Raw genomic sequence first — 26,446 nt, forward strand, 5'->3', positions numbered from 1 at the left:
AAACCTCTCCGTATTCTCTCTTAGTCTTGTTCAGAAATCAAATAGGAGTCCTATAGTTTGTGCAGGGCTTTGGTGGGTCTGTATAAAATGATAGGTAGATATGCAAATCAAGTTAGTGGTAGTCGGAAATTTTTATTAATTGGTTTCTTGCAATTGCAACTTCTTGATTCTAAATTTAAGCACCAATATTTTTGTGCCTACTATAAGAATATTTCAGATACTAAAAAAATAAATAAAGGCTAAAACAATGACAGATTTTACTGTTGGCGATTACCTAGTGCTTCGTCTGGTGCAGATCGGTGTCAAGCATATCTTCGGTGTTGCTGGAGACTACAATATGGAGTTTCTCGACTTTATTGTTAACCAGGATGGAATTGAGTTGATTTCAACCTGTAACGAACTTAATGCATCCTACGCTGCCGATGGCTATGGTCGGATCAATGGTGTTGCAGCGTTAGTAACTACGTTTGGTGTTGGTGAACTCAGTGCTATTAATGGTGTTGCTGGCGCTTACGCCGAACACGTTCCTGTGATCACGATTACTGGATCTCCTGCTACCAAAATTCAAGCATCTGGTTCGCTTGTCCATCATACGCTTGGTACTGGTGATTTCTCTATGTTTGCCCGAATGTATGAAAAGGTAACGGTAGATCAAGCATATTTGACAACAGAGAATGCAACAGCAGAAATTGACAGGGTTTTAGGTATCTGTCTTCTGCATAAATTACCTGTTTACATTTCCATACCTATGGATGTTGCTAAACATGAAGTGGCTATACCATCTGATTCATTGATACTCCCTGTCTTCCAAAGCGCGATCGCTACTTTAGCTGAGGCAGTTGATGAGAGTGTAACTATACTGGAGAAAGCCCAAAAACCAGTGATTCTTGCTGATGTTGGTGTAGATCGCTATCGCCTGCATGGGGAATTGCGAGAGTTGCTAGCAGCTACCGGATACCCTTATGCCACCATGAACATGGGAAAAGGACTGCTGGAGGAAACGCACCCACAATTCATCGGCATATATAATGGTGCTGCCAGTGAGGATTATGTCAGAAAACGTATTGAAGAGGCAGATTGTGTCTTGAGTATTGGTGCTTTGATGACTGATTTCAACACCGGAAAGTTTTCTGCCAAACTCGATCCAGGTCGAACTATTGAAGTGCATGGGCAGTATCTAAAGATTAAACGTGCGCTGTACAATAATGTAGCGATGCGGGATATATTATCTGCTTTAAGCAAACGCTTACAGCGCCGTGATGCTCAAACGCTAGACTTCAAGTCTGCAATCGAGAATTTGGATGCTGGCTTCACGACTCTCTGGCAACCCAACACAGATGCAGTTATTACACAACGGCGTTTTTGGTATAGGCTAGCTCATTTCCTTAAAGAAGATGACATTATCGTTAGCGAAACTGGAACTTGTTTGTTTGGAGCCTCAGTAATTCCTTTGCCAAACAGAAGTACCTTCGTTGGGCAAGTTCTTTGGGGTTCCATTGGCTATTCAGTTGGCTCATTACTTGGCTGTTGCGTCGCAGCGCCACAACGACGAGCTATTCTACTAGTGGGTGACGGTTCTTTTCAAATGACAGCACAAGAACTCTCAACAATATTACGCTATGACTTGAAGCCAATTATTTTTCTGATTAACAACGATGGATATACCATAGAGCGTGATATACACGGTGCAACTATGCCATATAATGACATTCAACGGTGGAATTATCACAAGCTCCATGAAATTTTTGCTAGTAATGGCTGGGGCATTAAAGTAAGCACCGAGTCTGAGCTAGAGTCGGCATTGCAAAAAGCCGAGCAAAATCGCGACCAACTTGCTTTCATTGAGGTCATGATGGACAAAATGGACAGCCCAGAAGTTATTTTGAAAATGTTGCAAAATTAAGGCATTTACCAGTAATAAAATGCCCCTCTGTTGATGAAAGCAAAGCAATTGCAATAAATAGTGATAAAAAGTTCAAACATGAAAAAAAAGGGAAAATTCTACTAATGTATTTTCCTTGTAACCGAATTTGTCCAATGACATAAATACTTTCTCCAACGCTGTAAACGCCCTGACTAACGTTGCGCCAGTAAATGGCAATATAACCTCCATTGTCAGACAGCTTTACTAGGAATGGCGCAACAATAGAGATAAAGTTTGAATCAGGCGATCGCGCTTCTGAATTTATCTTGGTTGCGCGGTAAGCACAGCTATACCCGTAGGGCTTATCGTCTCCAGATTTACTATGGCGGCTTGGGAAGTGCGATCGCTAAAAATGATATTGTGATTCTCAAAGTAAAACGAGCGCCAAAGCCAGTGAAGCTTAAGCCTAAAATCACGATATGTTATTGCTGCTTAATTCTTGTGCCTGCTGGTATAGCTGGCAAATTTGATTGGACTTATTTATCAACTCAATTAGTTATGGTTTTGACATCTATATTTCCAGGTGCAAGTTGCTACTTCTTTTTCGTAAAAAATCGTTGATACAATTCACAACTTGCAATCGTTTGATCTCCAGAAAGTTTAATCAGCCCCATACTGCTTAACTTGTGAGTTAGGATGGGATCTAAGGAAACAGCTTCATTGGCATTCAGAACAGTATCAAAAGCTTGTGCTAACTCAGGCTGTTTTTGCAAGGTTGCCCAGTGACGCTGCAAGTGATGAGAATAAATTCTGCTAGTGGGAGCAGTTTCTAGCAGTTGCGACAGAGTTATCTCTTTTCGACCCAGATGATAGAGAGCTAAATCTACTAGTGCCGGATGTCCCCCGACCATTGCCATTAATTGTCTGGCTCCTTCCCCATCTGTCCAATCAAGTCCATAGCGTTGGGCTAACTGCTGCACCTCTTCTTGGCTGAAGCTGTCTAACTGAATCGGTAATCCTACATTGAAAGGAGACTGATTAAGTTCGAGAGGAACATAAATATCTGTTGAGTGAACCACGAGCAGGCGAAGCTTTTGCCAGATGGGCATTCTTCTAGCTTCTTCGTACCAAGAACGCAACAGAGGTAGAAAATCCTTTGCTACTTGGGGATACTCGAAAATATGGTTCACCTCATCCAACGCCAAGATCAAGGGAGTATTAATTGACTGTAGTAGATATTCTTGGAAGTAGAGGGTGCAGCTAATTTTACTTCCCAGATCCTCATCCCAATACTCGTCTAACATCGGTTGACGCTGAAGTTGGCGAGCAATATTGGCACACAACCAGCGCAAAAGTTGGTTCAAGTCGCTCAGAATTGCCCCATCGACTTGTTCTAGATTCAAGCTGATAGTGCAGTAGTCCTGGCGGTTCGCATAGTCAAGAATCCTCAGTAGCAGTGAAGTTTTGCCCATTTCTCTGGGAGCTTTAATCCTGATTAGCGCTCCTGGTTTCTCAATTTCTTGATAAACTTGCTCCTCAAGGAAAGAACGTTTGAGGTAAAAGGGAGAGTCGAGAGGAATTGAGCCACTGGGGTAGCAAGGTGACGTATCCTGGTTAACTGTGGGGAGAAATTGCATCGGGTCTTGTCTCAAAGGTTTTGTCTTTGGGGCTGCTTTGGTGATGACATAAGACTCCAGCAGCAGCCGACAGTTTTTCTTGGTCACGCGCTGACCAATGACCTCGGAGAGTCGCCCTAACAACCCTGGGGCAACGACATTGGTAAAGTAGCCAGCACTATAACCTGCCTCTATCGCCATTTGGTTATAAGTTCTATACTGCCAAATGCCACGCAGAATCAGGTTTTCTGTGGAATTAAGGGGGCGATTGTGGCTCTCAATTAGTAGGCGGTCAACAATCTCAAAGAGACAATCAAGGTTCATAGAGATTATAGGCAAATATTACTAAGAATAAAACAAAAGGCAGATGCCTGCTATGCTGTTAGCGCACAGGAAGTTAAAGGAAGAAGTTTTTTAACGCTCTACTATCACAAGCAAATTAGCATTCGTGGACAGCTTTGATAACTCTGCTAAAAGAAAAATTAAGTTCAATTCTCTAACTTTAGATATAGCCAGGGCTTGATAGTTTATTTTTTAAAGAAATAATTTAAATCAATATTTTTAGAAAAGTCTTATACTACAAGGATTCTATTTTATTTATCATGAAAGTGATAAATAAATGTAAGTAGTTAATCAAAATTAATTACATTTTTCGGAAAAATTATTTGATAAGCAAAACTAATTGTTGAAGAAGAATTTAGAAGTCAGAATACATTCGTCAGAATCAATCAGTCGGGGATTCAGACCCACGACTACGAAAGTTGACCACAAAACAAGAAAATTTGGTGGGGGTGCAAAAACGCCGATTATTCATCCACCAGTCGTACAGAATACCTTTCCTGAATTCTGACGACTGGCACCTTTATTCTGTTCGATAAATAGGAGAAGCAATACGAAAGCTCGTACTAAAATATGCTATTTGCTCACTTTTACTGAACCGTATTACGCTATAATCTCACTGTAATTAGTAAATAACTAATAACGATCAATGCAACCTAAACCCCAATTTAATCCTTGCTACTCTGTTGAAACTGTAGAAACAGACAATGTATTTTTGTTGTCCGAGAGAGAAAAAATCTGGTTAAGCGATCGCCTTTCTTGTAGTTTAGCAGCTTTCATCGATGGCAATCGCAATATTGACGAAATTATTGATACCATTCAACAGTCGCTATTGCAAGACCCAAAATCTTTACAGTCAGCTACCACCTTCTTTCAAGAAGTTCTCAATGTGAGTATTAAAGCCCAATATGCTTTATTACAAATGCAACAAAAGGGCTATCTTGTTGAAGAAGATAACTCCTCTCTCACATCGCACTTAGACATCTTCTGCCATCATCTTAATATTGCTCCTACAGTAGCCTATCAAAGATTACAATCGACTAAAGTCGCAGTAAAAGCATTAGGTTCAGTCTCTGCTAAGGACTTGATTGCTGTGCTTGAGTCTCTCCGAATTCAAGTAGCAGACGAAGGTGATTTGACAGTAGTTTTAACCGATGATTATCTCAATCTTGAGCTAGATAAGTTCAATCAACAAGCCTTGAAATCCCAATCTCCCTGGATACTGGTTAAGCCATTAGGAACAATAGTCTGGATTGGCCCTTTATTTGATCCTCAGAAAACAGGTTGTTGGAACTGTTTAGCCCAGCGTTTGCGAGATAATAGACCGATTGAAGGGTTTATTCAGAGACAGAAGCACATTTCTTCCCATTTAGCTACTCCTTTGGGATTTTTGCCATCTACAGTACAAACTGCTTTAGGAATGGCAGCCACAGAGGTGTTTAAGTGGATTATTCAAGGGGAAAATAAACAATTAGAAAGCAATTTGATTGCTTACGACGCGATCGCACTGCAAACCCAAAATCATCGCTTGGTTAAGCGTCCTCAATGTTCTAGCTGTGGAGAGATGGTAAATGGGTTAACCAACAACCCCCTACCTGTTGTTTTAGAACACCGCCAGAAAACCTTTACCGCCGATGGAGGACACCGTACTTGTTCGCCACAACAAACTCTCAGGAAATATCAACATCATATTAGTCCCGTTACTGGTGTTGTGCGAGAACTAAATAAAATTCCTGGGAATGAATTAACTCATAATTATATTGCCAAACATCATTTTCTCAGTATTTTCGATGATTCAGCTAGTTTGCGCCAAAATTTGGGGGGTAGAAGTGCAGGGAAAGGTAGGACTGACTCTCAAGCTATGGCTAGCGGTTTCTGCGAAGCGATCGAGCGATATTCTGGGGTGTTTCAAGGGAATGAAATTAGAGAAAAAGGCAGTTACCAACAAATGGGGGACAAAGCGATCCATCCCAATGTTTGTATGAACTTTAGCCAACAGCAATATCAGAATAGAGAGCAATGGAATGTTGAGTGTCAGGGCTGGTTTCAAAAAGTTCCCGAACCTTTTGATCAAGAAAGAGAAATTGACTGGACTCCTGTTTGGTCTTTAACCCATCAGGAATTTAAGTATCTGCCAACGGCTTACTGTTATTATGGCTATCAACCTGACTATAAACCCGACTGTTGGGCTGATTCTAATGGATGTGCGGCGGGTAATACTCTTGAAGAAGCAATTCTGCAAGGGTTTATGGAGTTAGTAGAGCGAGATGCTGTCGCCTTATGGTGGTATAACTCCCTGCAAAAGCCGCAAGTAGATTTAGATAGTTTCAATGAGCCTTATTTTCAAAGCCTGAAGGAATATTATCAAACTATTAATCGAGAAATTTGGGTTTTAGATATTACCAGCGATCTGAATATTCCAGTTTTTGCTGCTGTTACTCGAAGAAGCGAAGGCTTTGTAGAAGATATTGTTTTGGGTTATGGCGCTCATTTCGATGCCAAGATTGCTATTAGTCGAGCCTTGACTGAAGTTAACCAAATTTTACCTAACGTTTTATTTACAAAAGCTGATGGAAGTACTCAATATCCTCCATCAGCCGATCGCTTGGCGGTAGATTGGTGGAAAACCGCAACTTTAAGCGATCAACCTTATTTAGTTCCAAGCCAGAGAATTGCTGCTAAACTCAGTGGCGATTATCGCGAAATGGCAAGTGACGATTTACTCGAAGATGTCAAGCTCTGTCAACAAATCGTTGAGAACAATGGTTTAGAAATGCTGGTTTTAGATCAAACTCGTCCCGATATTGGACTGAGAGTTGCCAAGGTAATCGTTCCTGGAATGCGCCATATGTGGAAAAGGTTAGCGCCTGGACGGCTTTATGAAGTTCCAGTGAAAATGGGTTGGTTGCAAGAACCACTGACAGAAGAGCGACTCAATTCTTTTCCCATGTGGATGTGACGTTCTCTTCTACGAAGAATATTAGTTTCTTGACTTGATATATCTAAGTTTCAGCCACGCCAAGCTTGGGGGTGCGGTGCATTCTACTTTATATATAGCGGTTCTCGTTTACGTGAGGTACACCCGTAGGGGCTGTTCTCTGCCCATGCGTGTCAACTTAACGTGAAAACCAGCCTAGAACCAGCTTTTAGCAGATTATCTCGTTATCTTGTTAAGAGTCTCCGACTGGGAATGCCCCTCATTGAGGTAGAGCCACCAGGAGCTGCATTTCCAGCCAGAGGCTGGAAACGAGGTTTTAAAGGAGTTTGAGCTTAAGTTGCAATGGGCACACAACAGCCCCTACACCTCGTGATATAATGTTGTACCGCATCTGAATGGGAACCGCTATAGCAGTCCTAAATCATTCGTGAGAATAGAGAAATATGGTTTCTTAAAGAAACCGGCTTTCTGGCACTTTGAATTCTCATAAATCAAATCGGATTGCTATATGAGTTTTTACATGAGTTTTTACATGACTTTTATGGATTGTTGTTTATCAGAGTATAAATAACAATACTAACAAGAGGGAAACGCCTAATCTTTAAGATTTATTGAAAAATTATGCGACCAAAAGTAATACTGGCTTTAATTCCTGTTTACTTTATTCTTGATAGTTGCAAAAATAATTACGATTAGAAGCAGCTAAGTTATTTGCTGATTTATCCCAAAGCCTAGCAATTGCAAACAAACAAATATCGGTTGATATTTATGCTAACCGTTTGTAAATTAAGGAAAGGTTAATTATGGCTAATAAGCAAAATTTAGAAAAGATTTATGAGGCTATAAATAAAGCAATTGATGTTGCTACAGTAAAGGCTGATGATGCTTTAAAATCTGGGAAAATTTCGGAATCAGAATGGCAAACAGCAAAAGATAAATGGGGTAAATTGGAAATAAAACAAAGTGAGATAAATGGTATTATTATTGATAAAGAATTTCATAAAAAGCTTCTCAATAATAATCTTGAAAGTCGGATTTCACAAATTGAACAAGCTACAAATAGTCTGAACAAGTCTGCTGGGAAGATTGATGATTTTAATAATTTTTTATCAGAGATAGAAAATGCTTTACAAATTGTTAGTGGTACTATCAAGGCTATTTCACCGATTGTTTGATAAAAATAGGGCTTACGCAACTGGCACGTAATAACTGTAAGATGTGTAAAGGTACGAAAAGATTTCAGCGTAGTAATCAGACTTATAGTGTCATACACCGACTTCCAATTCCCAGACAGATTAATTACAGATAATGTTAAACGGATATTCGATTATTGATGCTGATTCCCACGTAATTGAACCTCTCAATATGTGGGCTGAGTATCTCGAACCAGAATTTAAACAGTTTGCCCCTTCAGCAGAAATGAAAATTCAAGGAGAAGACATTGTAAAAAAAGTCTCTAAACAAGTTCGTGCTGTAGGAAATAAGCAGATGATGGAAGCTCATCCCAATGCTTATTTCCAAAGCTACAATGTCGAGTCTCACGTTCAAGAGATGGTGCTGATGGGGATCGATGTGACATTCCTTTATCCAACTTATGGATTGTGGCTTTGGGCGATAGATACTATGCAACCGGAAGTTGCTGGCGCTTTTACCCGTGCTTACAACAATTGGTTACAAGACTTTTGCAGCTACGACCCAGATAGATTGAAGGGGGTTGGAGCAATTAATCTGCACGCACCAGAGTCGATGGTGGATGAATTGGATAGAATTGTCGATTTTGGCTGGAAAGCGGTGTTTTTACGCCCTAACCCTGTAAAAGGAAGACTATTGAGCGACTCCGCTTACGAGCCTTTTTGGACAGAATGCGAGCGGTTAGGAATAGCAGTAGGTATTCATGAAGGGACTCACAGTCGTTTGCCAACTACTGGAATAGAAAGGTTTAATACTCGTTTTGCTACCCACGCTTGCTCTCATCCAATGGAACAGATGATGGCTTTATTAGCCTTGATTGAAGGAGGGGTATTAGAACGTCATCCTAAACTGAAAGTAGCTTTTCTGGAGTCCGGTTGTGGTTGGCTTCCATATTGGCTGTGGCGACTAGATGAAGAGTATGAAAATTTAGCTTGGGAGGATACAATTCATGATAATGTCAAAATCAAGCCATCAGAGTATTTTCGTCGCCAGTGCTTTATTGCCATAGAGCCTTCAGAACCATTACTGCTTCAGGTGATTGAATATATTGGCACGGACAATTTAATCTTTGGTTCGGACTATCCCCATATGGATCATAAGCCGAACATCGTTGCAGAAATGGTAAAGCTTGAGGAAAAATTATCGAAAGAAACTGTGCAAAAGATTCTTTGGGATAATCCTCGCCGCTTTTACAATTTGTCTTGAATTACGGATTATATAGGAGAAAAATTAGTGGCAACAAACCAACCTGGTGGTGAAGGTCAACTTGTGTCAAGACGTTGGTATAAACAGGATACTTATTACCAGATATTAGAAGTACATCCACCTACTGAAAAAGAAAAGAGAGTAGGTAAAAAAATAGCTACAACAATACTAGCGAGAAAAAGAGGTCAAGGAAGTCAGAAATCTGAGATCAAAGATAGTTTTGATGAGTTTAAACTTGATAATGAGACAAAAGAAAAGCTGAAACTTTATCCTAAACACGCTGATGATGATGATGATGTTGATGAGTACAAACTATCTTCATATTTGCCCTCACCAGGAGTTATTTTGTCAAAGGGTTTTATCAAGGCATTAACTGGGACTGAATCTGAAGAAATAGAAACCACTGAGGTAAATAATTTCTATGTAACAACTCGCGATATATTACAAAGTCGCAAACTATCTCAGTTGATTGCTAAAACTTGGTGGGTTTATTTGAAAGCAAAAGAAAAAGTAGAAAAACCGGAGGAAAACCCTGATTTGTGGAAATTGTTTACTGACGGTAAGTGGGATGACATTGAATCTAATATTTTGGATGGTCTCATCGCTAGAGAAATTTTTCTTTTTGCTGGGGGAGCTTCTCCTGACAATATTGAAAATCCGGAAATTTACATTCCACTAAAACGTCGAGATGACATAAGTAACCCAGATCAGCCTGTAAGTCCTGACATAGATTTTAAAGTATCAAACTCTACTGACATAATTAATGAAGTAAAAACAACAGGAGCAAGATTTCTGATTTTACCTAACAGTAAATCTTGGCAAGGAATTACTTTGTCACTATTGTTCTCTGGACAGGCATACTATAAAAGAAAAGGTGAATATCACCAAATTTGCCAACCCATTATTAGTACAAGTGAAATAATCTCTAAGTATAGTTTCGAGGCAGATTGGAGTAGATTTAATGGTGAATTCAAAGAGCTTTCCACGAACCAACAATCACCTTGGATCGTATATCAAGTTATCATGCCTTATCCTCCCATACCTTCTTTAGACCAGCTAGATCCGAAGGATGTTAAAACATGGGCAGAGGCAGAAGATGATGGTGGAGAACTTCCTTTTTATGAAAAGCTAGGCGAAGATTATACAGTAAACATAGACTATTTTAGGTCTCCTTATCCCTATATACCGCTAACTACAAGTTAGAAAAATCGGTGTAGTATTCATCGATTTTTTTTACAATCCTTGACCTCAAAGGCACGGTCTTACTCCGTGCCGATACTAATTTGTGCCAGTTGCGTAAGTTTTGATAAAATTATGTAAAGCCTGTAGAAAAAAAGGATTCCAGGTTTTTATCAAGCTTTATATGAATCATCAGTCAGACAATATTAAAACAGATTATCAAATTATTAAAAAAATCTATGAAAGTGCTAATTCATTAGTCTATCGAGCCATTGTCAAGCCTGATAATCAACCCGTTGTTTTAAAGATTCTCAAGGAAAACTACCCAACTCCCTCAGAACTAACTCGATACAAGCAGGAATATGAAATCACCCGTTCCTTAAATACCGATGGAGTTCTTAAAGCATACAATTTGCAGCGATATGAAAATAGTCTAGTCATGTTTTTAGAAGACTTTGGCGGTGAATCTTTAAAATTGTTAATGGGCAATCAACGCCAATTTACTCTCAAAGAATTTCTCTCTATTGCCATCAAAACTACTGAGAGTTTGGCTGCTATTCACGCTGCTAATATTATCCACAAAGATATTAATCCCTCTAATATCGTCTATAACTCAGAAACCAAACAACTCAAAATTATTGATTTCGGTATTTCCACCTGTTTACCACGGGAAAATCAGACAATTGGCAATCTTGATCGCTTAGAAGGAACTTTAGCTTATATTGCTCCAGAGCAAACCGGAAGAATGAACCGAGGGATAGATTACCGCAGCGATTTTTATTCGCTGGGTATCACTTTCTACGAATTGCTCACCAATAAACTGCCTTTTACAACCACTGACTCTATAGAATTAGTTCATTGTCATATTGCTCAACAACCTCTTCCCCCACATGAACTTGTAGAAACGTTAAATTCAACGTCTCAACCAATACCTAAAGCCATTTCAGACATTGTGATGAAATTGTTGGCAAAAACCCCAGAAGAACGATACCAAAGTGCTTCGGGGATCAAAGCCGACTTGGAAACTTGTCGCGATCACTTACAGAGTTTAGGACAAATTGACGAGTTTTGTTTAGCTACTCAGGATATTTGCGATCGCTTTGTTATTCCCGAAAAACTTTATGGTAGGGAGAAAGAAATTACTCAAATATTAACTACTTTTGAGCGAGTTAGTCAAGGCAGCAGTGAGATAATGCTGGTTTCTGGTTATTCAGGAATTGGCAAATCTGCTTTGGTTAATGAAGTTCATAAACCAATATTACGTCAGCGAGACTACTTTATTAGCGGAAAATTCGACCAGTTGCAGCGAGATATTCCCTACGCGGCGATTGCTTTAGCCTTTCAAAACTTATTACAACAGTTACTTACCGAATCTGAAGCAGCACTACAAACTTGGAAACAGCAACTTTTAGAAAGCTTGGGATCTAATGGTCAAATCGTCATTGATGTAATTCCTGAATTGGAGCAGGTTATTGGTAAACAGCCACCAGTTGAGCAATTAGGAGCAACTGAGGCTAAAAATCGATTTAACTTGTTTTTTCAAAGATTTATTACTGTTTTCGCTCAAAAAGAACACCCTTTAGTTATCTTCCTAGACGACTTACAGTGGGCAGATTTAGCATCACTGAAGTTAATTGAGCTATTAATAACCGATGCTGATAGCCAATATCTATTGATAATTGGAGCCTATCGAGATAATGAAGTTGATGCAACTCATCCTTTAATACAAATCTTAGAGCAAATTAAAAAAGAAGGTGCTACAGTCAATAATATCTTGCTGCAACCGTTGGGAATCGAATATATCAATCAATTAGTTGCCGATACTTTAAACTGCTCTACAGAAAAGTCAAAACCTTTAGCAGAGTTAATAACCAATAAAACTCAAGGAAATCCTTTTTTCTTAACTCAATTACTCCAATCTCTATATAAAGACAATCTTTTGTCATTTAACCCTAATAAAAATCATTGGCACTGGAATATTGAAGAAATCGAAAAAGTAGGAATCACTGATAATGTCGTTAACTTAACTATCCGCAAGATTACCAAACTGGATGAAAACACTCAGAAGATTTTGCAATTAGCAGCTTGTATTGGCAACCAATTTAATTTAGAAGTTCTCTCCGTTGTCAACAATAAATCCCAAATAGCTACAGTTAAAGAACTTCAGCCAGCACTAGAGGCAGGTTTGATTTTACCTCTGAGTAATGATTATAAAATACCTCTGCTTTGGAATCAGGAAGAAATATCAAGAGATACTTCAGAAATATCTGCTCCTTTTATTCCCAAAATTCCTAAATACATCCCCTACAAATTTTTGCACGACAGAGTTCAGCAAGCTGCCTATACTTTGATTCTAGAAGATGAGAAAAAATTAGTTCATCTGCAAGTCGGTCGTCTCCTGCTAGAGAATACTCAAGAAGATGATTTCGAGTCAAATATTTTTGAGATTGTAAATCAACTTAACGAAGGAAGTAAATTAATAACCAAGGGTTCAGAAAGAGATAGTTTAGCCAAATTAAATCTTCAAGCTGGTAAAAAAGCAAAAGCCTCAACAGCATATCAATCAGCTCTTCAATATTTAGAAACTAGCTTAAGTTTGTTAGGAACCAATAGCTGGGAAAAACAGTATAATTTAACTAGGGAAATACATTTAGAGACTTTAGAATTACTTTGTTTAAATACCCAGTTTGCTGGCATTGAAAATATGTCTGACACTTTATTAAAAAAGACTAACAATATTCTCGAAGCAGTTAAAATTTATCAGATAAAAATATATTACTATAACACTATATTTCAGCCTGAAAAAGCAATAGATACTGCTCTTGATATTTTGTCAAAACTAGGAATATACATCTCAGATAAAGCTATCAATATAGATGAAAGAATTGAACAACAACAAAAATATATAAAATCATTCTTTAAAGGTAAAAAAATTGAATATTTAGCAAATCTACCGATAATAACCGACCATTACAAACTAGCAAGTATACAAATATTACAGCAAATTATGGGAGCTGTACACACAACAAAATTTTCATTATTTATCGAGATAATATTAACCCAAATTAATTTATGTATTGAATATGGTAATTGTCCTCAAGCTGCTAGTATATACAATACTTATGGAATGCTTTTATGTACAAATAAACAGTATATTAATGATGGATATGAATTTGGTAAATTGTCTCTCAGGTTACTACAAAAAATTAATATTCCTAAATTAGAAACTCTTGTTGTACAAATGTATTATGGTCAAATATGGCACTGGAAAGAATATCTTAAGAATAAAGAGGCGCAACAAACATTACTGAATTGTTTTCAAAAAGGAATAGATATAGGAGAGTATGAATATGCTTCTTATGCAGCTATCAACTATTGCTTAATAAAGTTTTTGAATGGAGAAAATTTAGAAGAAGTTAATCTCTGTTACAAAAAATATAGTAGTTTAATTGAAAAATTGAAGCAAAAGTTTTGTTTTTATAATATACAAATATTTTATAATTTGACAATATTGTTGTCAAAAATAAATAATAAAATTTCAATTAATACCTTCCAAAAAAAAGAAAACGAATACTTAAAAGAATGGATAAATCAAAATAATGAGTGGTTACTATTATTTATATACTTTTCTAAAGCAGTTTATTTTTATCTTTTAAAAAATTATTATAGTGCTTTTGAAAACTCCATTAAAGCAGAAAAACATAAGAATGCTACAGCGGCATATCTAACTACACCACAACACAATTTTTATTCTTCTCTTTGCTTTCTTGCTTACTATCATAATTGCAACTCAGAGCAACAAAAAACAATTTTAGAAAAAGTAGAAAAGAATCAGGATGATATGAAAATATGGGCTAGTCATTGCCATGCAAACTTTCAAAATAAATACGATTTAGTAGAAGCTGAAAAAGCGCGAGTATTGGGAGAAAATTGGCAAGCTCAAGAACTTTATGAAAAAGCAATTCAAGGTGCTAAAAAATCAGAATTTATTCACGAAGAAGCCATAGCTTACGAACGCGCAGCAGAATTTTATCTCTCTCTGGGTAGAGAAGAAATAGGACGACTATATCTGAGAAATGCTTATCATTGTTATAGTTGCTGGGGTGCAAAAGCCAAAGTTAAAGCCTTAGAATTGGAGTATCCACAGTTTCTAATGGATATAAACAACCGAAAAGAAAACCAAAGCATTAATACAACTGAATCTACTGGCGGTACAAATCCCCAAGTACTCGATCTGATGACAGTTACCAAAGCCTCTCAAGTATTAGCTAGCGAAATTAAACTAGACCAACTGCTGGCTAAGTTAATGAAAGCTGTAATTGAAAATGGCGGCGCTCAAAAAGGCTTTCTGATATTGGAAAAAGATCGTAAATGGGCGATCGCAGCTGAAAGTACAGTAGATTCTGATGACGTTACTTTAGTGCGATCGCTTCCCATTGACTCTGTAGATGGCGATCGCCAGACACCTATCCTACCAGTTGCGATCATTAACTATGTTGGCCGTACTCAGGAAAATGTAGTTCTTAATAACGCTACCGAAGAAGAACAGTTTATCCGCGATCCCTATATCGTCGCCACTCAACCAAAATCGATTCTCTGTACTCCTTTGTTAAATCAAGGCAAACTAAGCGGTATTTTATATCTAGAAAACAATTTAACCACAGATGCATTTACCAGCGATCGCATTGAAGTTTTAAGAATTCTTTCTGCTCAAGCTGCTATTTCCATTGAAAATGCCCGTCTCTACGGACAGTTAGAAGATTCTAACCGAAATCTAGAGCTGAGAGTAGAAGAGCGCACTCAAGAACTCTCACAAACTCTAGAAATTCTCAAAGCCACTCAAGCCGAACTGCTCTTTGAAAACGAGTTACTCAAGAGTGCCGAACAACCCTCTACCTTTGACTATCAAGTGGGAGGAAGTTTGCCGATGGATGCTCCCACTTATGTTGTGCGTTCAGCAGACCGTTATCTCTACAAGGCGTTGAAGCGCGGGGAATTTGCTTACATTCTCAATCCTCGGCAAATGGGCAAATCAAGCCTGATGGTACGCATGATACACCATCTCCAGCATGAGGGATTTAGCTGCGGGGCAATCGATCTGACCCGCATTGGTAGCGAAAACGTCACGCCTGACCAATGGTACAAAGGCTTGACAGTAGAGCTATGGCGAAGTTTTGGTTTACTAAGAAAGGTTAATCTAAAAACTTGGTGGCAAGAGCAAGGAGATATTTCTCCAGTTCAGAGATTGAGTCAATTTATTGAAGAAGTTTTGCTAGTTGAAGTTGCTCAAAAAGATGACTCTAGCCCTAAAAACCTGATAATTTTTATTGATGAAATTGATAACCTCTTAGGCTTGAATTTCCCAGTTAATGACTTTTTTGCTCTAATTCGCTCCTGCTATAATCAACGCAGCATTAATCCAGAGTATCAACGATTAACCTTTGCTCTTTTCGGAGTTATTACCCCTGGCGACTTAATTACTGACTACCAAAGAACGCCCTTTAACATCGGTCAGACTATTCAATTGGAAGGCTTTAAAGAGCATGAAGCGCAACCTTTACTTCAGGGATTGACCGAGAAAGTCAGCAATCCTCAAACAGTCTTAAAAGAAGTGTTAGCCTGGACTAGTGGTCAGCCTTTTTTGACCCAAAAGCTATGTAAACTCATCCGCAATTCTTCATCTCTTATTCCTACCAACAGAGAAGCAGAATGGATTGAAAATTTGGTGCGAAGGTCGGTGATAGAAAATTGGGAATCACAGGATGAACCAGAGCATTTAAGAACCATCCGCGATCGCCTCTTTAAAAGCAAAGAATCCGTTCGGCTACTAGAACTCTATCGACACATTTTGCATCAAGGAGAGATTGTTTCAGTTGATAGTTCAGAAGAAAGAGAATTGCTTTTGTCGGGGCTAGTAGTCAAGCAACAAGGAACTTTGAGAGTCCAGAACCGTATTTATGAATTGATCTTTGTTTGATTTAGGAAAACTTTTTATGTATGTTTATAGCGTTTCTCGGCCCTTGTGAAGTACTTCCTACTTAGTGATATTATTTTTCATGAGTTTTTCTATGAGTTCTAAGATGAGTTTTATGAGTTTCAGAGACCAATAAAAAAACTAATATCAAAAGTAGTTGATTGAGTGCGATCGCTATTCGTCTTAGAGGCAATCGTTTGAAGCCTCAAGCCAAATTCTTATTGAAAGAAGAATAATAATCAATACGATAAAAGAGGGTAAGCAAATTTGGCTCACTTGCTCAAAGGTCTTGTTACTGACATTAAAACTTACAAACTATTCTTAATTTTTTATTTAAAAGTTGACTATCTTGTCAATTTGTAAGTTCTAAATACTTAACCAGAGAATGAACAATGCCCATACAACCAACTTATCCAGGCGTTTACGTAGAAGAAATTCCTAGTGGAGTACGCACGATTACAGGCGTATCTACCTCTATTACTGCCTTTATTGGTCGCACCTTACGAGGCACTGTAGACGAGCCGATTACTATCAACAGTTATGGCGACTTTGAACGCATTTTTGGAGGGTTGTGGCTGAATAGTACCCTCGGCTATGCTCTACGAGACTTTTACCTCAACGGTGGTAGCCAAGCAATTATTGTCCGACTCATTCACTCTAAGTCTAAACAACCAGAAGGTCAAGCTCCAGCACAAACTGAAGCCACTGCTAAGAAGGCACAACTAAATGTTAATGGTCTTAATTTAGAAGCAGCAAATGAAGGCAGGTGGGGAAATGCTTTAAAAGTGCGGATTGAATACGTAGATATTAATGTAAAACGTGACGCAGAGTCACAAAAACTATTCAACATTACAGTTCTGGATAAAAATACAGGTCAACTAGAAGTATTTCGCAACGTATCAGTGCTACCAAATCATCCCAGACGAGTAGATAAAGTTTTGTCGAATGAGTCGTATTTTGTTCGATTTAGAGATGAATCTTTGCCAACAGACAGACCAGGTGCTCATGCTCAACCAACATTGGATAAAAAATTGTGGGATGATAACGATACAAACACCAAAGCGGAAGAAAACAGCGGTGCGGATGGTGACGATCTAGATGTGAACGACTTCACAGGGTTAAATAAGGAAGCAAATAAACAGGGACTTTATGCTTTAAATAAAGCCGATCTGTTTAATATACTTTTCCACAATTTTAAGGACTGCGATCGCAAAGGAAAACAATACTCCTGTTTCAAACTTAGTTGGTAAAAAGTTAAAATAACTTACAACTCAATCATTAAATAACCAATCAATTGAAAATAATCGAGCAGTTTCTCTTCATCTCTTACCAAAGGTATTATATTTGAAACAATCTCTCCCGCAAATACAAGCAGAAACCAGCACTATTCTATCAATTCCTAGCGTTCTACAACAGGGAAAATCTGCAACTGAAAACTTACATAAGCAACCTACAGAAATTAATCCACCCTTTACCCATTCTCAGTTACCACAGGTTAAAAGTTCTGAGGCATTTCCTCCTCAACTTCAATCAGAATCAACAGCGATGTCTACGATGGGCAACTCTACCAGAGGCTACTCCAACGCCTACGCACCTGCTACTGGTCAAGTTTTGCCTTTAACATCTGTGCTAGCAGTGGAAACTAGTACTCCCGCTTCTACTGTAATTGAACTACAGGAACAACCTATAGCTGAATTACCACAAAAGCGATCGCTAAAAACAGAGAATATTTTAAGTTCAGAAATATTATCAAGTCAGATTATAGAAGAACCAACAGCGATGTCTACAACAGGCAACTCTACCAGAGGCTACGCCAATGCCTACGCACCTGCAAGCGAGGGGGTACTACCTTTAACACCTGTGCCAACTATGGACACTAGCATTTCCGCCTTAAGTCCTGTAATTCAACTTCAAGTACAACATGGAGCGATACCTTCTCTTCTCCTGTCGGAGACGATGCGCGTAGCTTGCTTAAGAGCAGGCGTACGAGACGCTACCGCTACGCGTAGCTTGCTTAAGAGTAGGGGTACGGTAAGCTCCGCTAACGCATTTACTATTGATAGTACCTTAGCGAATTCACACAAACAGAGTTTAGCACCTACAATTGCTACAGAAACAATTGCCGAACCACAGGAAAAACTTACGTCTAATGTGCCAGGAAATCAGCCCAGGATTGTCCACAAAAATGTTTCATCAATACAGCCAATTCTCGCAGATGCCTCTGCTAAACTATCTTCGCTTCAGACAAACAGTTCTACTGCACCATTAGTAAATAATCTATCATCATCTGTCGCTTCACAACCGATAACTCAGCTAACTGCTATTAATTCAGATATAATACCAACTCCTGCTTTACATCTTTCAACCCTAGTAACTGACATACAATCACAAGTCAACTTTTCTGACTCTCACTTGTCTGATTTCCGTCGAGAAAAAGCTTCTGCTCAGGAAGTCGGCTCACAAAACTATAATACGAGCGATCGCAAACATATTGCTATCCAGAAAATTGGCGTTGTCGAACAGTGGGATGAATTGGGACAAGCTGGGGAAGAGATGAACGTTAATTACGCCCATCATCCCGTAAATATCCAACGCCAGAAAATTAATCGTAATCAAGGTATATTGACCAGCCCAGTTGAAAACTTAATATTGCCCCAGAACTCATCCCCTAACTTCTCTATGTCTGCGGATAGATTCAAAGAGCGCAAACATATTGATATCCAGAAAATTGGCGTTGTCGAACAGTGGGATGAATTGGGGCAAGCTGGGGAAGAGATGAACGTTAATTACGCCCATCATCCCGTAAATATCCAACGCCAGAAAATTAATCGTAATCAAGGTATATTGACCAGCCCAGTTGAAAACTTAATATTGCCCCAGAACTCATCCCCTAACTTCTCTATGTCTGCGGATAGATTCAAAGAGCGCAAACATATTGATATCCAGAAAATTGGCGTTGTCGAACAGTGGGATGAATTGGGGCAAGCTGGGGAAGAGATGAACGTTAATTACGCCCATCATCCCGTAAATATCCAACACCAAAACTTAATATTACCTCAGAACGCATCCCCTAATTTCTCTATGTCTGCGGATAGATTTAAAGACGGGGTGGGGTCTTCGTATTTTAGGCAATTAGAGGAATCTGATTTCAGACCGCTATCTCAGCCTATCAATGACCTGACTGTGAAAAATTTGTCAGTCATTGCAGCTAGTAGCAAAAAAGACCAAAAGCGATCCTCACCGGAATATGAAACACCACCTGCTATTCAAGTCACAATTGGTCGGCTGGAAATTCGCAGTGCAGCCCCAGCAACACCTCCGCCTCGACCAAAGCCACGTCCAGCACCATCTGCGATGAGTTTGAATGAATACTTGCAACGACGTGCCAGAAGGAGGTAAGCGATGAGCAATGCTTTAGCTATTGCGGCTGTTACAACTACATTGCGTCACTTGCTCCAGCAAAGGTTTGATTTGAGAGTTCGGGGGGAATCACTGTGACGACACGACCATTAGATAAAGTACGAGATAATACTGTTAGTAGTGGCGATCAAGTTAATCTATTTCTCTACGATACTCAAATCAACCCAACTTGGCGGAATATGGATATTCCTTCTCAAGTCAAGCCTGGTGAAACAGGAAATCAGCTTTTGCCGTTGAACCTCTACTACCTACTGACTGCTTACGCCCAAAATGATGACTTTCCAGAACCTACCAGTCATCGGTTGTTGGGTGTGGCGATGAGTGTTTTTAATGACCATCCGATGATTACTTCTGCGGATATTAGGGCGGCTTTACCTACTACTAATCCGACCGAGTACGACCTTGACTTACAAGAAGAACAGTTACGAATTGTTTATCAACCGCTATCTGTGGAAGAGATGTTTAATCTCTGGTCAACTTTTCAAGTACCCTATCGAGTTTCAGCTGCTTATGAGGTGTCAGCAGTGCTGATTGAGAGCAGCTTGCCTGCAAAAACTCCGCTACCGATTATTAAACGTCAGTCTAGCGATCGCGGCTCAATTCTGCAATCAAACCTATCGTCACCCTTGCCCACACTGGTTTCTCTGCAATTGCCTAACCAGCAAGCTAGTGCCAGATTGGGCGATATTTTGATTCTTAATGGTTTTCACTTAGATCCTGAAAATGTAGTTATATCTTTTACAAATATTCGGTTAGAAATTTCTTTAGAAGTGTCACCAATAGCTACGAGAACAGCAACAGATATTAGAGTCCAATTACCTGATCAGCCTTTAAACTGGGCGGCGGGTTTTTATACCGTGGTAGTCAAAGTAGCGCAGACTGGCGAACCAAGTCGCACTACCAATGAATTATCTTTTGCCTTAGCTCCAAAAATTTTGGATATTATACCACGACAGGCAACAGCAGACGCTAATGGCGAAGTAACCCTCACTCTGATTTTAAGCCCCCAAGTGCGGTCAAGACAGCGAGTGGCGTTATTGTTAGGCGATCGCGAAGTGCTGGCTCAACCCCATCCAAATCAAACAGACAGGCTGGAGTTTCGGATTGCAGGTGTTACATCAGGTGAGTATTTTGTGCGAGTGCGGATTGATGGTGTAGATAGTTTGCTGGTGGATCGCACAGTGACACCCCCAGTTTTCGACCAGAATCAGAAGGTGGTGATTTTATGAGCAAACTCGATTCTTGGATAGCAAACAATGAAGAATACCTCGCAAATGCAATGGCTTGGTTACGCTGGCGTTTATGTGAGTTTGCACAGTTACCTGATATTGAGAAGCTGAAAGTAACAGAAATGGCAATGACGGAAGGGATGAATCCTCTCCCAGCGCTAGTTCTATTAAGCCAAAAGTTAGATTTATCTGACTTTGAACAACAGGTTTTACTGTTATGCGTCGCAATGGAATTAGATCCGGGTATAGCTCGTCTTTGCGCCAAAGCTTTAGATAATTCTCATCCGCCTTACCCTACCTTTGCCTTGGCTTTATCACTATTCGAGCAACCTGCTTGGGATGCTCTTTCTTGGGAACGACCTTTACGTTACTGGCGATTAATTGAAATTCATCAGTCAGGAGTTCAATCGCTGACCACCAGTGGGTTACGGGTAGATGAACGTATATTAAATTATATCAAAGGATTAAATTCTCTAGACGATCGCTTGGTATCATTACTAATATCACTGGAAGCAGAAGAATGGGATGTAAAATTACCTCCATCCCAAAAGGTTATTGTTGAAACAATTATTCAGCAACTGCACCAAACCCACAGAGGACAACGTTTACCAATTATTCAGCTAGTGGGGGCAGACTCCCTCAGCAAGCAACTAATAGCCCAACAAGTAGCAGCCCAACTAGATAAATATGTCTATCGTTTGCCAGTGGAATTATTGCCCACCCATGCGGGAGAGTTAGAGACAGCTGCCCGTTTGTGGCATCGGGAAAGCTTGCTATTGCCGCTTGCGCTGTATTTAGATGCCCAAGAAATTGACGGTAAACCAACTACAGAAGGACAAGCATTTCCCTTGCATCGGTTTCTTACCCGCAGTGGTGGTCTACTTTTCCTTAGCACTCGTGAAATTAGGCAAAACTTGGGTCAGCCCACAATTGTCGTAGATGTTGAAAAGCCAACACCCACGGAACAAAAAGTAACTTGGACTGAGGCATTAGGAGGAGTGGCGGATAGTAGTCCGCAACTCTTAGCTGGTCAGTTTAACCTGAATTTAGTCAAGATTGAGCAGATTGCCCAGCAAGTGTTAGCTGAAACACCCAACTCTAAAATCCAAAATCGTTTGTGGTCAGCGTGTCTTGTTAGTACTCGTCCGCAGTTAGATACTTTAGCTAAACGCCTCGACCCGAAAGCAACTTGGGATAATATTGTCCTACCAGCAGAAGAAACAAACTTGCTGCACCAAATTGCTGACCAAATCCGACAGCGCAGCCTAGTTTATCAAGAGTGGGGTTTTCACAACCGCATGAATCGGGGCATGGGGATTAGCACCTTGTTTGCGGGAGAAAGCGGCACAGGGAAGACAATGGCGGCGGAGGTGATAGCCAACGATTTGCAGCTAAATCTTTACCGGATTGACCTTTCATCTGTGGTTAACAAATATATTGGAGAAACGGAGAAAAACTTGCGGCGTTTGTTTGATGCGGCGGAAGATGGCGGGGCGATTCTGTTTTTTGATGAAGCGGATGCCTTATTTGGCAAACGTTCTGAGGTGAAGGATAGCCATGACCGCTACGCCAATATTGAGGTGAATTACCTGTTGCAGCGATTGGAGGCTTATCGCGGTTTGGCAATTCTGGCAACGAATCTCAAGAGTTCGTTAGATCATGCCTTTATGCGTCGCTTGCGCTTTATTGTGAATTTTCCCTTCCCTGGTGTGGCTGAACGTCAGGTGATGTGGCAAAAGGTGTTTCCACTAGAGACACCAACACAGAATTTAGATTTTAACCGTTTGGCACGTTTGAATCTGACGGGGGGCAGTATCCATAATATTGCGTTGAATGCGGCGTTTCTGGCTGCTAGAGTGGGTACACCTGTGACGATGCAGTTGCTAGTAGCGGCGGCGCGGACTGAGTTTCGTAAGTTGGAGCGACCGGTGAATGAGGCAGATTTTCGGGTTTCAGTGCCTACGGGAGTAAGGTTATGAATATCAACATTGATATAGAGAAGCTGATTTTAGAGGGAATGCCGATTTCTCCCAGTCAGGCGCGGTTGTTGCAAGCGGCTGTGGCAGCAGAATTAGAGCGATTGCTGGCTAATGAAGGTTTACCAGACAACTTGCTCTCAGGTGGAGTAGTGCCTGGTGGTGCAATTCAACTAAAGCCTGGAACTAATCCCACCCAAATGGGGCAACAAATTGCACAAGAAATAGTTATCAAAATATTAGGAAAACAATCATGAATAGACCAGACGTAAAATGGATTCCTGCAAGCTCTAGAAATCAGAATGATTACCGGGAATTGGCAATTGATTCTATTGTGTGTCACAACACCGAGAGTTCATTGCAAGCTGCTATAGCCCGATTCCAAGACCCAGAAGAGCAAGTTTCTGCACACTACATTGTTGCTCGTGACGGTACATGCATCCAGATGGTGTTAGAAGATCATACAGCTTGGCACGCAGGTGACAGAGCTATGAATCATCGTTCTATCGGAATCGAACACGTTGCTGACAAAAATAATTTAGGTATGACAAAAGAGCAACAACAGTGTTCGCTGAATCTGATTGGATATTTGGTGGATAAATACAAAATTCAGAAATCTCACATTTATACGCATCGTACAGTAGATACAATCGCTGGTGGTACTGATTGTCCCAAATGGATTTGGCCTGATGAAGCATCGTTTGAAAAGTTTAAAGAGACAATAGCATGACACTTGACGAGACATTTCTTAAGCGACTGAGCAGCACAATGAACGGCATGTTGAATATTGAGGAATGAAACCATGACTAGTAAAAGAATTGCCCAAACTAATCAGCAGCAAAAAAGTGAGAAACCCCAGGCGAGTGGGATTTTACAGCGTGCCGCCGTTCGCTCTGTTTCGGACGCAGAGGTGCAATCAATAGAAGATAAATAACCACAGCCATTAAGTAATTCAGCTTTTTCCAAAGATTTTAGCCGAGTGCCTATTAGCACGACTAAATCACAGCAGATTATGGCGAAGCTGACAATTGGGGCAGTGGAGGATAAATACGAACAGGAAGCGGATCGGGTAGCGACGCAGGTGGTGCAGCGAATAAATGCACCAGCCAGCATCTGTGCAGTTAGGTGAAGATGAAACTGTTCAGCGAGAGGAGATGGAGACAAAAGATAACGAAGCAAGACTGATGCGATCGCCAATATTACAACGTAGGTCTAGTGATGGTGGGATGGCTATTATGCCAGACCTGGAAGCATCGATCAATCAAGCAAGGGGTGGCGGACAGCCGATGGCGAACAATATTCGGCAACCGATGGAAAAGGCGTTTGGTGCTGATTTCAGTGGGGTGAAGATTCACACGAATTCTCAATCTGACCAGTTGAATCAATCAATTCAGGCGCGTGCTTTCACGACGGGGCAAGATGTGTTCTTTCGACAGGGGGAATATAATCCAGCGAGTCGAGGGGGGCAGGAATTTGTGCAATCACTTGCTCTTGTAGTGCGATCGCCACATCTGACAAACTCTTGTAGGGAGACTGTAAAAAGGTAATGGGATCTCGTAACGTACCAGCCAAGACCCAAAGGAAGCGATTATAACCTATTATTTTCCCAGTGCGATCACTGATATTGTAAAGTATGTTATTGGAAGGGTAGACCAGGGGCGATCGCTACTAATTGATTACCTCAAGATGAATGATGAACAACGCTGGCAAATTAGGGCGATCGCTTATGTAGGAAACCCAAGTGATAGCTTAACGCACCTCCACTTTCATAATTAGCAATTACGACAATTGAAGAGTGCGAGCCCTACTGATATAGAGACTGTCTTAAAAGTCAAGTGATCACTCATGTAGGAGGTTTGATAAGCCCCGCCTTCGGCGATCGCGCCATTATTTACTGATTCAACCTGACCTCAAAGCGATCGCCCACATATAAAGGTTGATGAGCGTGCGATCGCCTCATCTGACAAACTCTTGTAGTGACAGTGTAAAAAGATAATGCGATCGCCTAATATCATGTTCGGATGAATATACCTCTTGCAAAAGTCCCTAACACCCCACCCCTTGCTAAGGAGTGGGGTTCTTATTTTTGATTTATGCAAGAAGTCTAATATTAACACAGTGTCCATTCTCACCTAAAATGCGATCGCTCCGAAGTGTTTTTGTGAATAAGGAGATCCCCCCAATGACGATAAAATAAACGCATGGATATTGTTTACCGCCTACAAGATGTTGAATTTGAGTGGGATAGCAATAAAGCCCAAAGCAACATCGAAAAACATGGTGTTACCTTTGAAGAAGCCGCAGAGGTTTTCTTTGATCCCTTCTACCAAACTGGCGATGCAAACCCTATCAATGCTTCTAGCAGCGAACAACGCGCTTTTCTCATTGGGTATTCACTTGAACAACGGCTGTTACTTGTAGTCTATGTAGAACGTAGATTACGAACCCGCATTATTTCTGCTCGTCCTGCTACTCGTACAGAGAGAAAACTTTATGAACAAGCCTGAAGAGGAATTTATATTACAACTGCACCCACGCGCAAATGAAACCGTATCTCTGGAAATCCCCAAAGATACCTTAGAATCGCTTAAAAAAATAGCCGACAGTCGAGATATGTCAAGTAATGCATTACTTAAATTTTATATTGGGCAAGGTTTACGCCAAGATTTAGCTAAGTTATTTTCTAACTGCGTGCTAGAGGCTACTGCTCAAGTTCTGGCAAAACATATTCAATCAGAAGCAGAAATTTCAGATATTCTACAAGAAATTCGCTCTCAAACTAATTGTTAGTGCGATCGCTCACAGTGTTTTTGTGAATCAGGCGATCGCACTGTCCATTCTCACTTAAAATGCGATCGCTCATCTAGGAGGTTTGATTTGGTGCGTAGGCGTAGCTCGTCGTAGACATCGCGCCATTATTTACTGGTTCAACCTGACTTCAAAGCGATCGCCCTATCTAGTAACGATATTCTTAAAAGTTTAAAAATCAATAGATGTGAGGGAAAGTCCAGAATAACGCTTATTAAAAAACTTGGCCAGAGACTCAGCTTCAGATTGACTAATTTTTCGTTCACCATTAACTACTTCCCTAACAATGTCAACAGAGCCAAAAACCCCAATTAAAGAAGTTGGCTCCACATCAAATTCATGCATCAGGGATTCCAAAGTAGCCACAGGTTTTGATTCACCCATAGGATAATGACATGACTCGTAATTCTCAATCAGAAGAACCAACAATTCAAAAAGCGCAGTTTCAGCCTCTGTCAACTCACCAGACATCATGCTCTCTACTACTGTTAAGGCTCTGTTATACTCCTGTTCTGTTTTAATTGGTTTAGGCTGATACTGGATCAGTAACTCAGTGTAGGTTTTTTGACTAGAAGTAGGGGTCATCTTTCCACCTTTCTTTATCGTATTCAGGATGGGTAAGAACGTATTTAATAAAAACTGTCTGGCTGGAATATAGCGTTTTCTGGTCTAGTGAGGTACGGTTGGTAAATTAGGTTGTGCATTT

At 40.1% G+C, this 26,446-nt stretch carries 19 protein-coding genes and 1 pseudogene; 17 read left to right on the plus strand and 3 right to left on the minus strand.

All coding sequences use genetic code 11. The annotated features are described in order from the left end of the window. Positions 1 to 247: 247 nt before the first annotated feature. Both PUQ00_RS24890 and PUQ00_RS24895 read left to right on the plus strand, forming a co-directional pair. Positions 248 to 1,903, plus strand: a complete 1,656-nt coding sequence (locus PUQ00_RS24890) for an alpha-keto acid decarboxylase family protein (protein WP_300421808.1) — start codon at positions 248 to 250, stop codon at positions 1,901 to 1,903. Positions 1,904 to 2,158: 255 nt separating this feature from the next. After that, complete coding sequence (locus tag PUQ00_RS24895; RefSeq protein ID WP_300421810.1) at positions 2,159 to 2,485, plus strand: hypothetical protein; 327 nt, start codon at positions 2,159 to 2,161, stop codon at positions 2,483 to 2,485. On the opposite strand, the gene PUQ00_RS24900 is transcribed toward PUQ00_RS24895, so the two are convergent. Continuing rightward, the gene (locus PUQ00_RS24900) at positions 2,458 to 3,804 is read right to left on the minus strand and encodes an AAA-like domain-containing protein (RefSeq protein WP_300421812.1); all 1,347 of its coding nucleotides are present in this window, start codon (positions 3,802 to 3,804) and stop codon (positions 2,458 to 2,460) included. The genes PUQ00_RS24895 and PUQ00_RS24900 overlap by 28 nt on opposite strands. A gap of 664 nt (positions 3,805 to 4,468) precedes the next feature. Here PUQ00_RS24900 and PUQ00_RS24905 point away from each other — a divergent pair. From PUQ00_RS24905 to PUQ00_RS24975, 15 genes are all read left to right on the plus strand, one after another. Continuing rightward, positions 4,469 to 6,778, plus strand: coding sequence for a TOMM precursor leader peptide-binding protein (locus PUQ00_RS24905; protein ID WP_300421813.1), 2,310 nt, complete (start codon positions 4,469 to 4,471; stop codon positions 6,776 to 6,778). A 782-nt stretch (positions 6,779 to 7,560) separates the two neighbouring features. Next, positions 7,561 to 7,932: a hypothetical protein gene (locus tag PUQ00_RS24910; protein ID WP_300421814.1), complete on the plus strand. Its 372-nt coding sequence runs from the start codon at positions 7,561 to 7,563 to the stop codon at positions 7,930 to 7,932. Between the two features lie 133 nt (positions 7,933 to 8,065). Further along, positions 8,066 to 9,154 carry an amidohydrolase family protein gene (locus PUQ00_RS24915; protein ID WP_300421816.1) on the plus strand — a complete coding sequence of 363 codons (1,089 nt, stop codon included), beginning with the start codon at positions 8,066 to 8,068 and terminating at the stop codon, positions 9,152 to 9,154. A gap of 27 nt (positions 9,155 to 9,181) precedes the next feature. Further along, a complete protein-coding gene (locus PUQ00_RS24920; RefSeq protein WP_300421818.1) occupies positions 9,182 to 10,357 on the plus strand; it encodes a hypothetical protein in 1,176 nt (391 codons plus the stop codon). Between the two features lie 160 nt (positions 10,358 to 10,517). Then, a complete protein-coding gene (locus PUQ00_RS24925) occupies positions 10,518 to 16,310 on the plus strand; it encodes an AAA family ATPase (RefSeq protein ID WP_300421820.1) in 5,793 nt (1,930 codons plus the stop codon). Between the two features lie 389 nt (positions 16,311 to 16,699). Beyond that, positions 16,700 to 17,557 carry a hypothetical protein gene (locus PUQ00_RS24930; protein WP_300421821.1) on the plus strand — a complete coding sequence of 286 codons (858 nt, stop codon included), beginning with the start codon at positions 16,700 to 16,702 and terminating at the stop codon, positions 17,555 to 17,557. A gap of 94 nt (positions 17,558 to 17,651) precedes the next feature. Further along, the gene (locus tag PUQ00_RS24935; RefSeq protein WP_300421823.1) at positions 17,652 to 19,706 is read left to right on the plus strand and encodes a hypothetical protein; all 2,055 of its coding nucleotides are present in this window, start codon (positions 17,652 to 17,654) and stop codon (positions 19,704 to 19,706) included. Between the two features lie 95 nt (positions 19,707 to 19,801). Further along, positions 19,802 to 20,956, plus strand: coding sequence for a DUF4255 domain-containing protein (locus tag PUQ00_RS24940; RefSeq protein ID WP_300421825.1), 1,155 nt, complete (start codon positions 19,802 to 19,804; stop codon positions 20,954 to 20,956). After that, entirely contained in the window at positions 20,953 to 22,935 is a 1,983-nt protein-coding gene (locus PUQ00_RS24945) for an ATP-binding protein (RefSeq protein WP_300421826.1), read from the plus strand. Before PUQ00_RS24940 ends, PUQ00_RS24945 begins: the two co-directional genes overlap by 4 nt. Further along, on the plus strand, positions 22,932 to 23,189 hold the full coding sequence (locus PUQ00_RS24950; protein WP_300421827.1) for a hypothetical protein: 258 nt from the start codon (positions 22,932 to 22,934) through the stop codon (positions 23,187 to 23,189). Before PUQ00_RS24945 ends, PUQ00_RS24950 begins: the two co-directional genes overlap by 4 nt. Continuing rightward, positions 23,186 to 23,662 (plus strand): peptidoglycan recognition family protein, encoded by a 477-nt coding sequence (locus PUQ00_RS24955; RefSeq protein ID WP_300421829.1) that lies wholly within the window; start codon positions 23,186 to 23,188, stop codon positions 23,660 to 23,662. Before PUQ00_RS24950 ends, PUQ00_RS24955 begins: the two co-directional genes overlap by 4 nt. 72 nt (positions 23,663 to 23,734) lie before the next feature. After that, positions 23,735 to 23,866: a hypothetical protein gene (locus PUQ00_RS24960; protein ID WP_300421830.1), complete on the plus strand. Its 132-nt coding sequence runs from the start codon at positions 23,735 to 23,737 to the stop codon at positions 23,864 to 23,866. A gap of 163 nt (positions 23,867 to 24,029) precedes the next feature. Continuing rightward, positions 24,030 to 24,479, plus strand: coding sequence for a DUF4157 domain-containing protein (locus PUQ00_RS24965; RefSeq protein ID WP_300421832.1), 450 nt, complete (start codon positions 24,030 to 24,032; stop codon positions 24,477 to 24,479). Positions 24,480 to 25,133: 654 nt separating this feature from the next. Further along, entirely contained in the window at positions 25,134 to 25,439 is a 306-nt protein-coding gene (locus PUQ00_RS24970) for a BrnT family toxin (protein WP_300421834.1), read from the plus strand. Continuing rightward, entirely contained in the window at positions 25,426 to 25,722 is a 297-nt protein-coding gene (locus PUQ00_RS24975) for a hypothetical protein (RefSeq protein ID WP_300421835.1), read from the plus strand. The genes PUQ00_RS24970 and PUQ00_RS24975 overlap by 14 nt, the downstream gene beginning before the upstream one ends. 189 nt (positions 25,723 to 25,911) lie before the next feature. Here PUQ00_RS24975 and PUQ00_RS24980 read toward each other — a convergent pair whose 3' ends face one another. Beyond that, positions 25,912 to 26,325, minus strand: a complete 414-nt coding sequence (locus tag PUQ00_RS24980; protein WP_300421837.1) for a transcriptional regulator — start codon at positions 26,323 to 26,325, stop codon at positions 25,912 to 25,914. Next, positions 26,309 to 26,398: pseudogene (locus tag PUQ00_RS32925) on the minus strand (type II toxin-antitoxin system HigB family toxin); the annotation flags it as partial. The pseudogene PUQ00_RS32925 and the gene PUQ00_RS24980, both read right to left, overlap by 17 nt. Positions 26,399 to 26,446: the final 48 nt, after the last annotated feature.

Source organism: Nostoc sp. S13, assembly GCF_029379315.1.
Taxonomy (GTDB): Bacteria; Cyanobacteriota; Cyanobacteriia; order Cyanobacteriales; family Nostocaceae; genus Nostoc.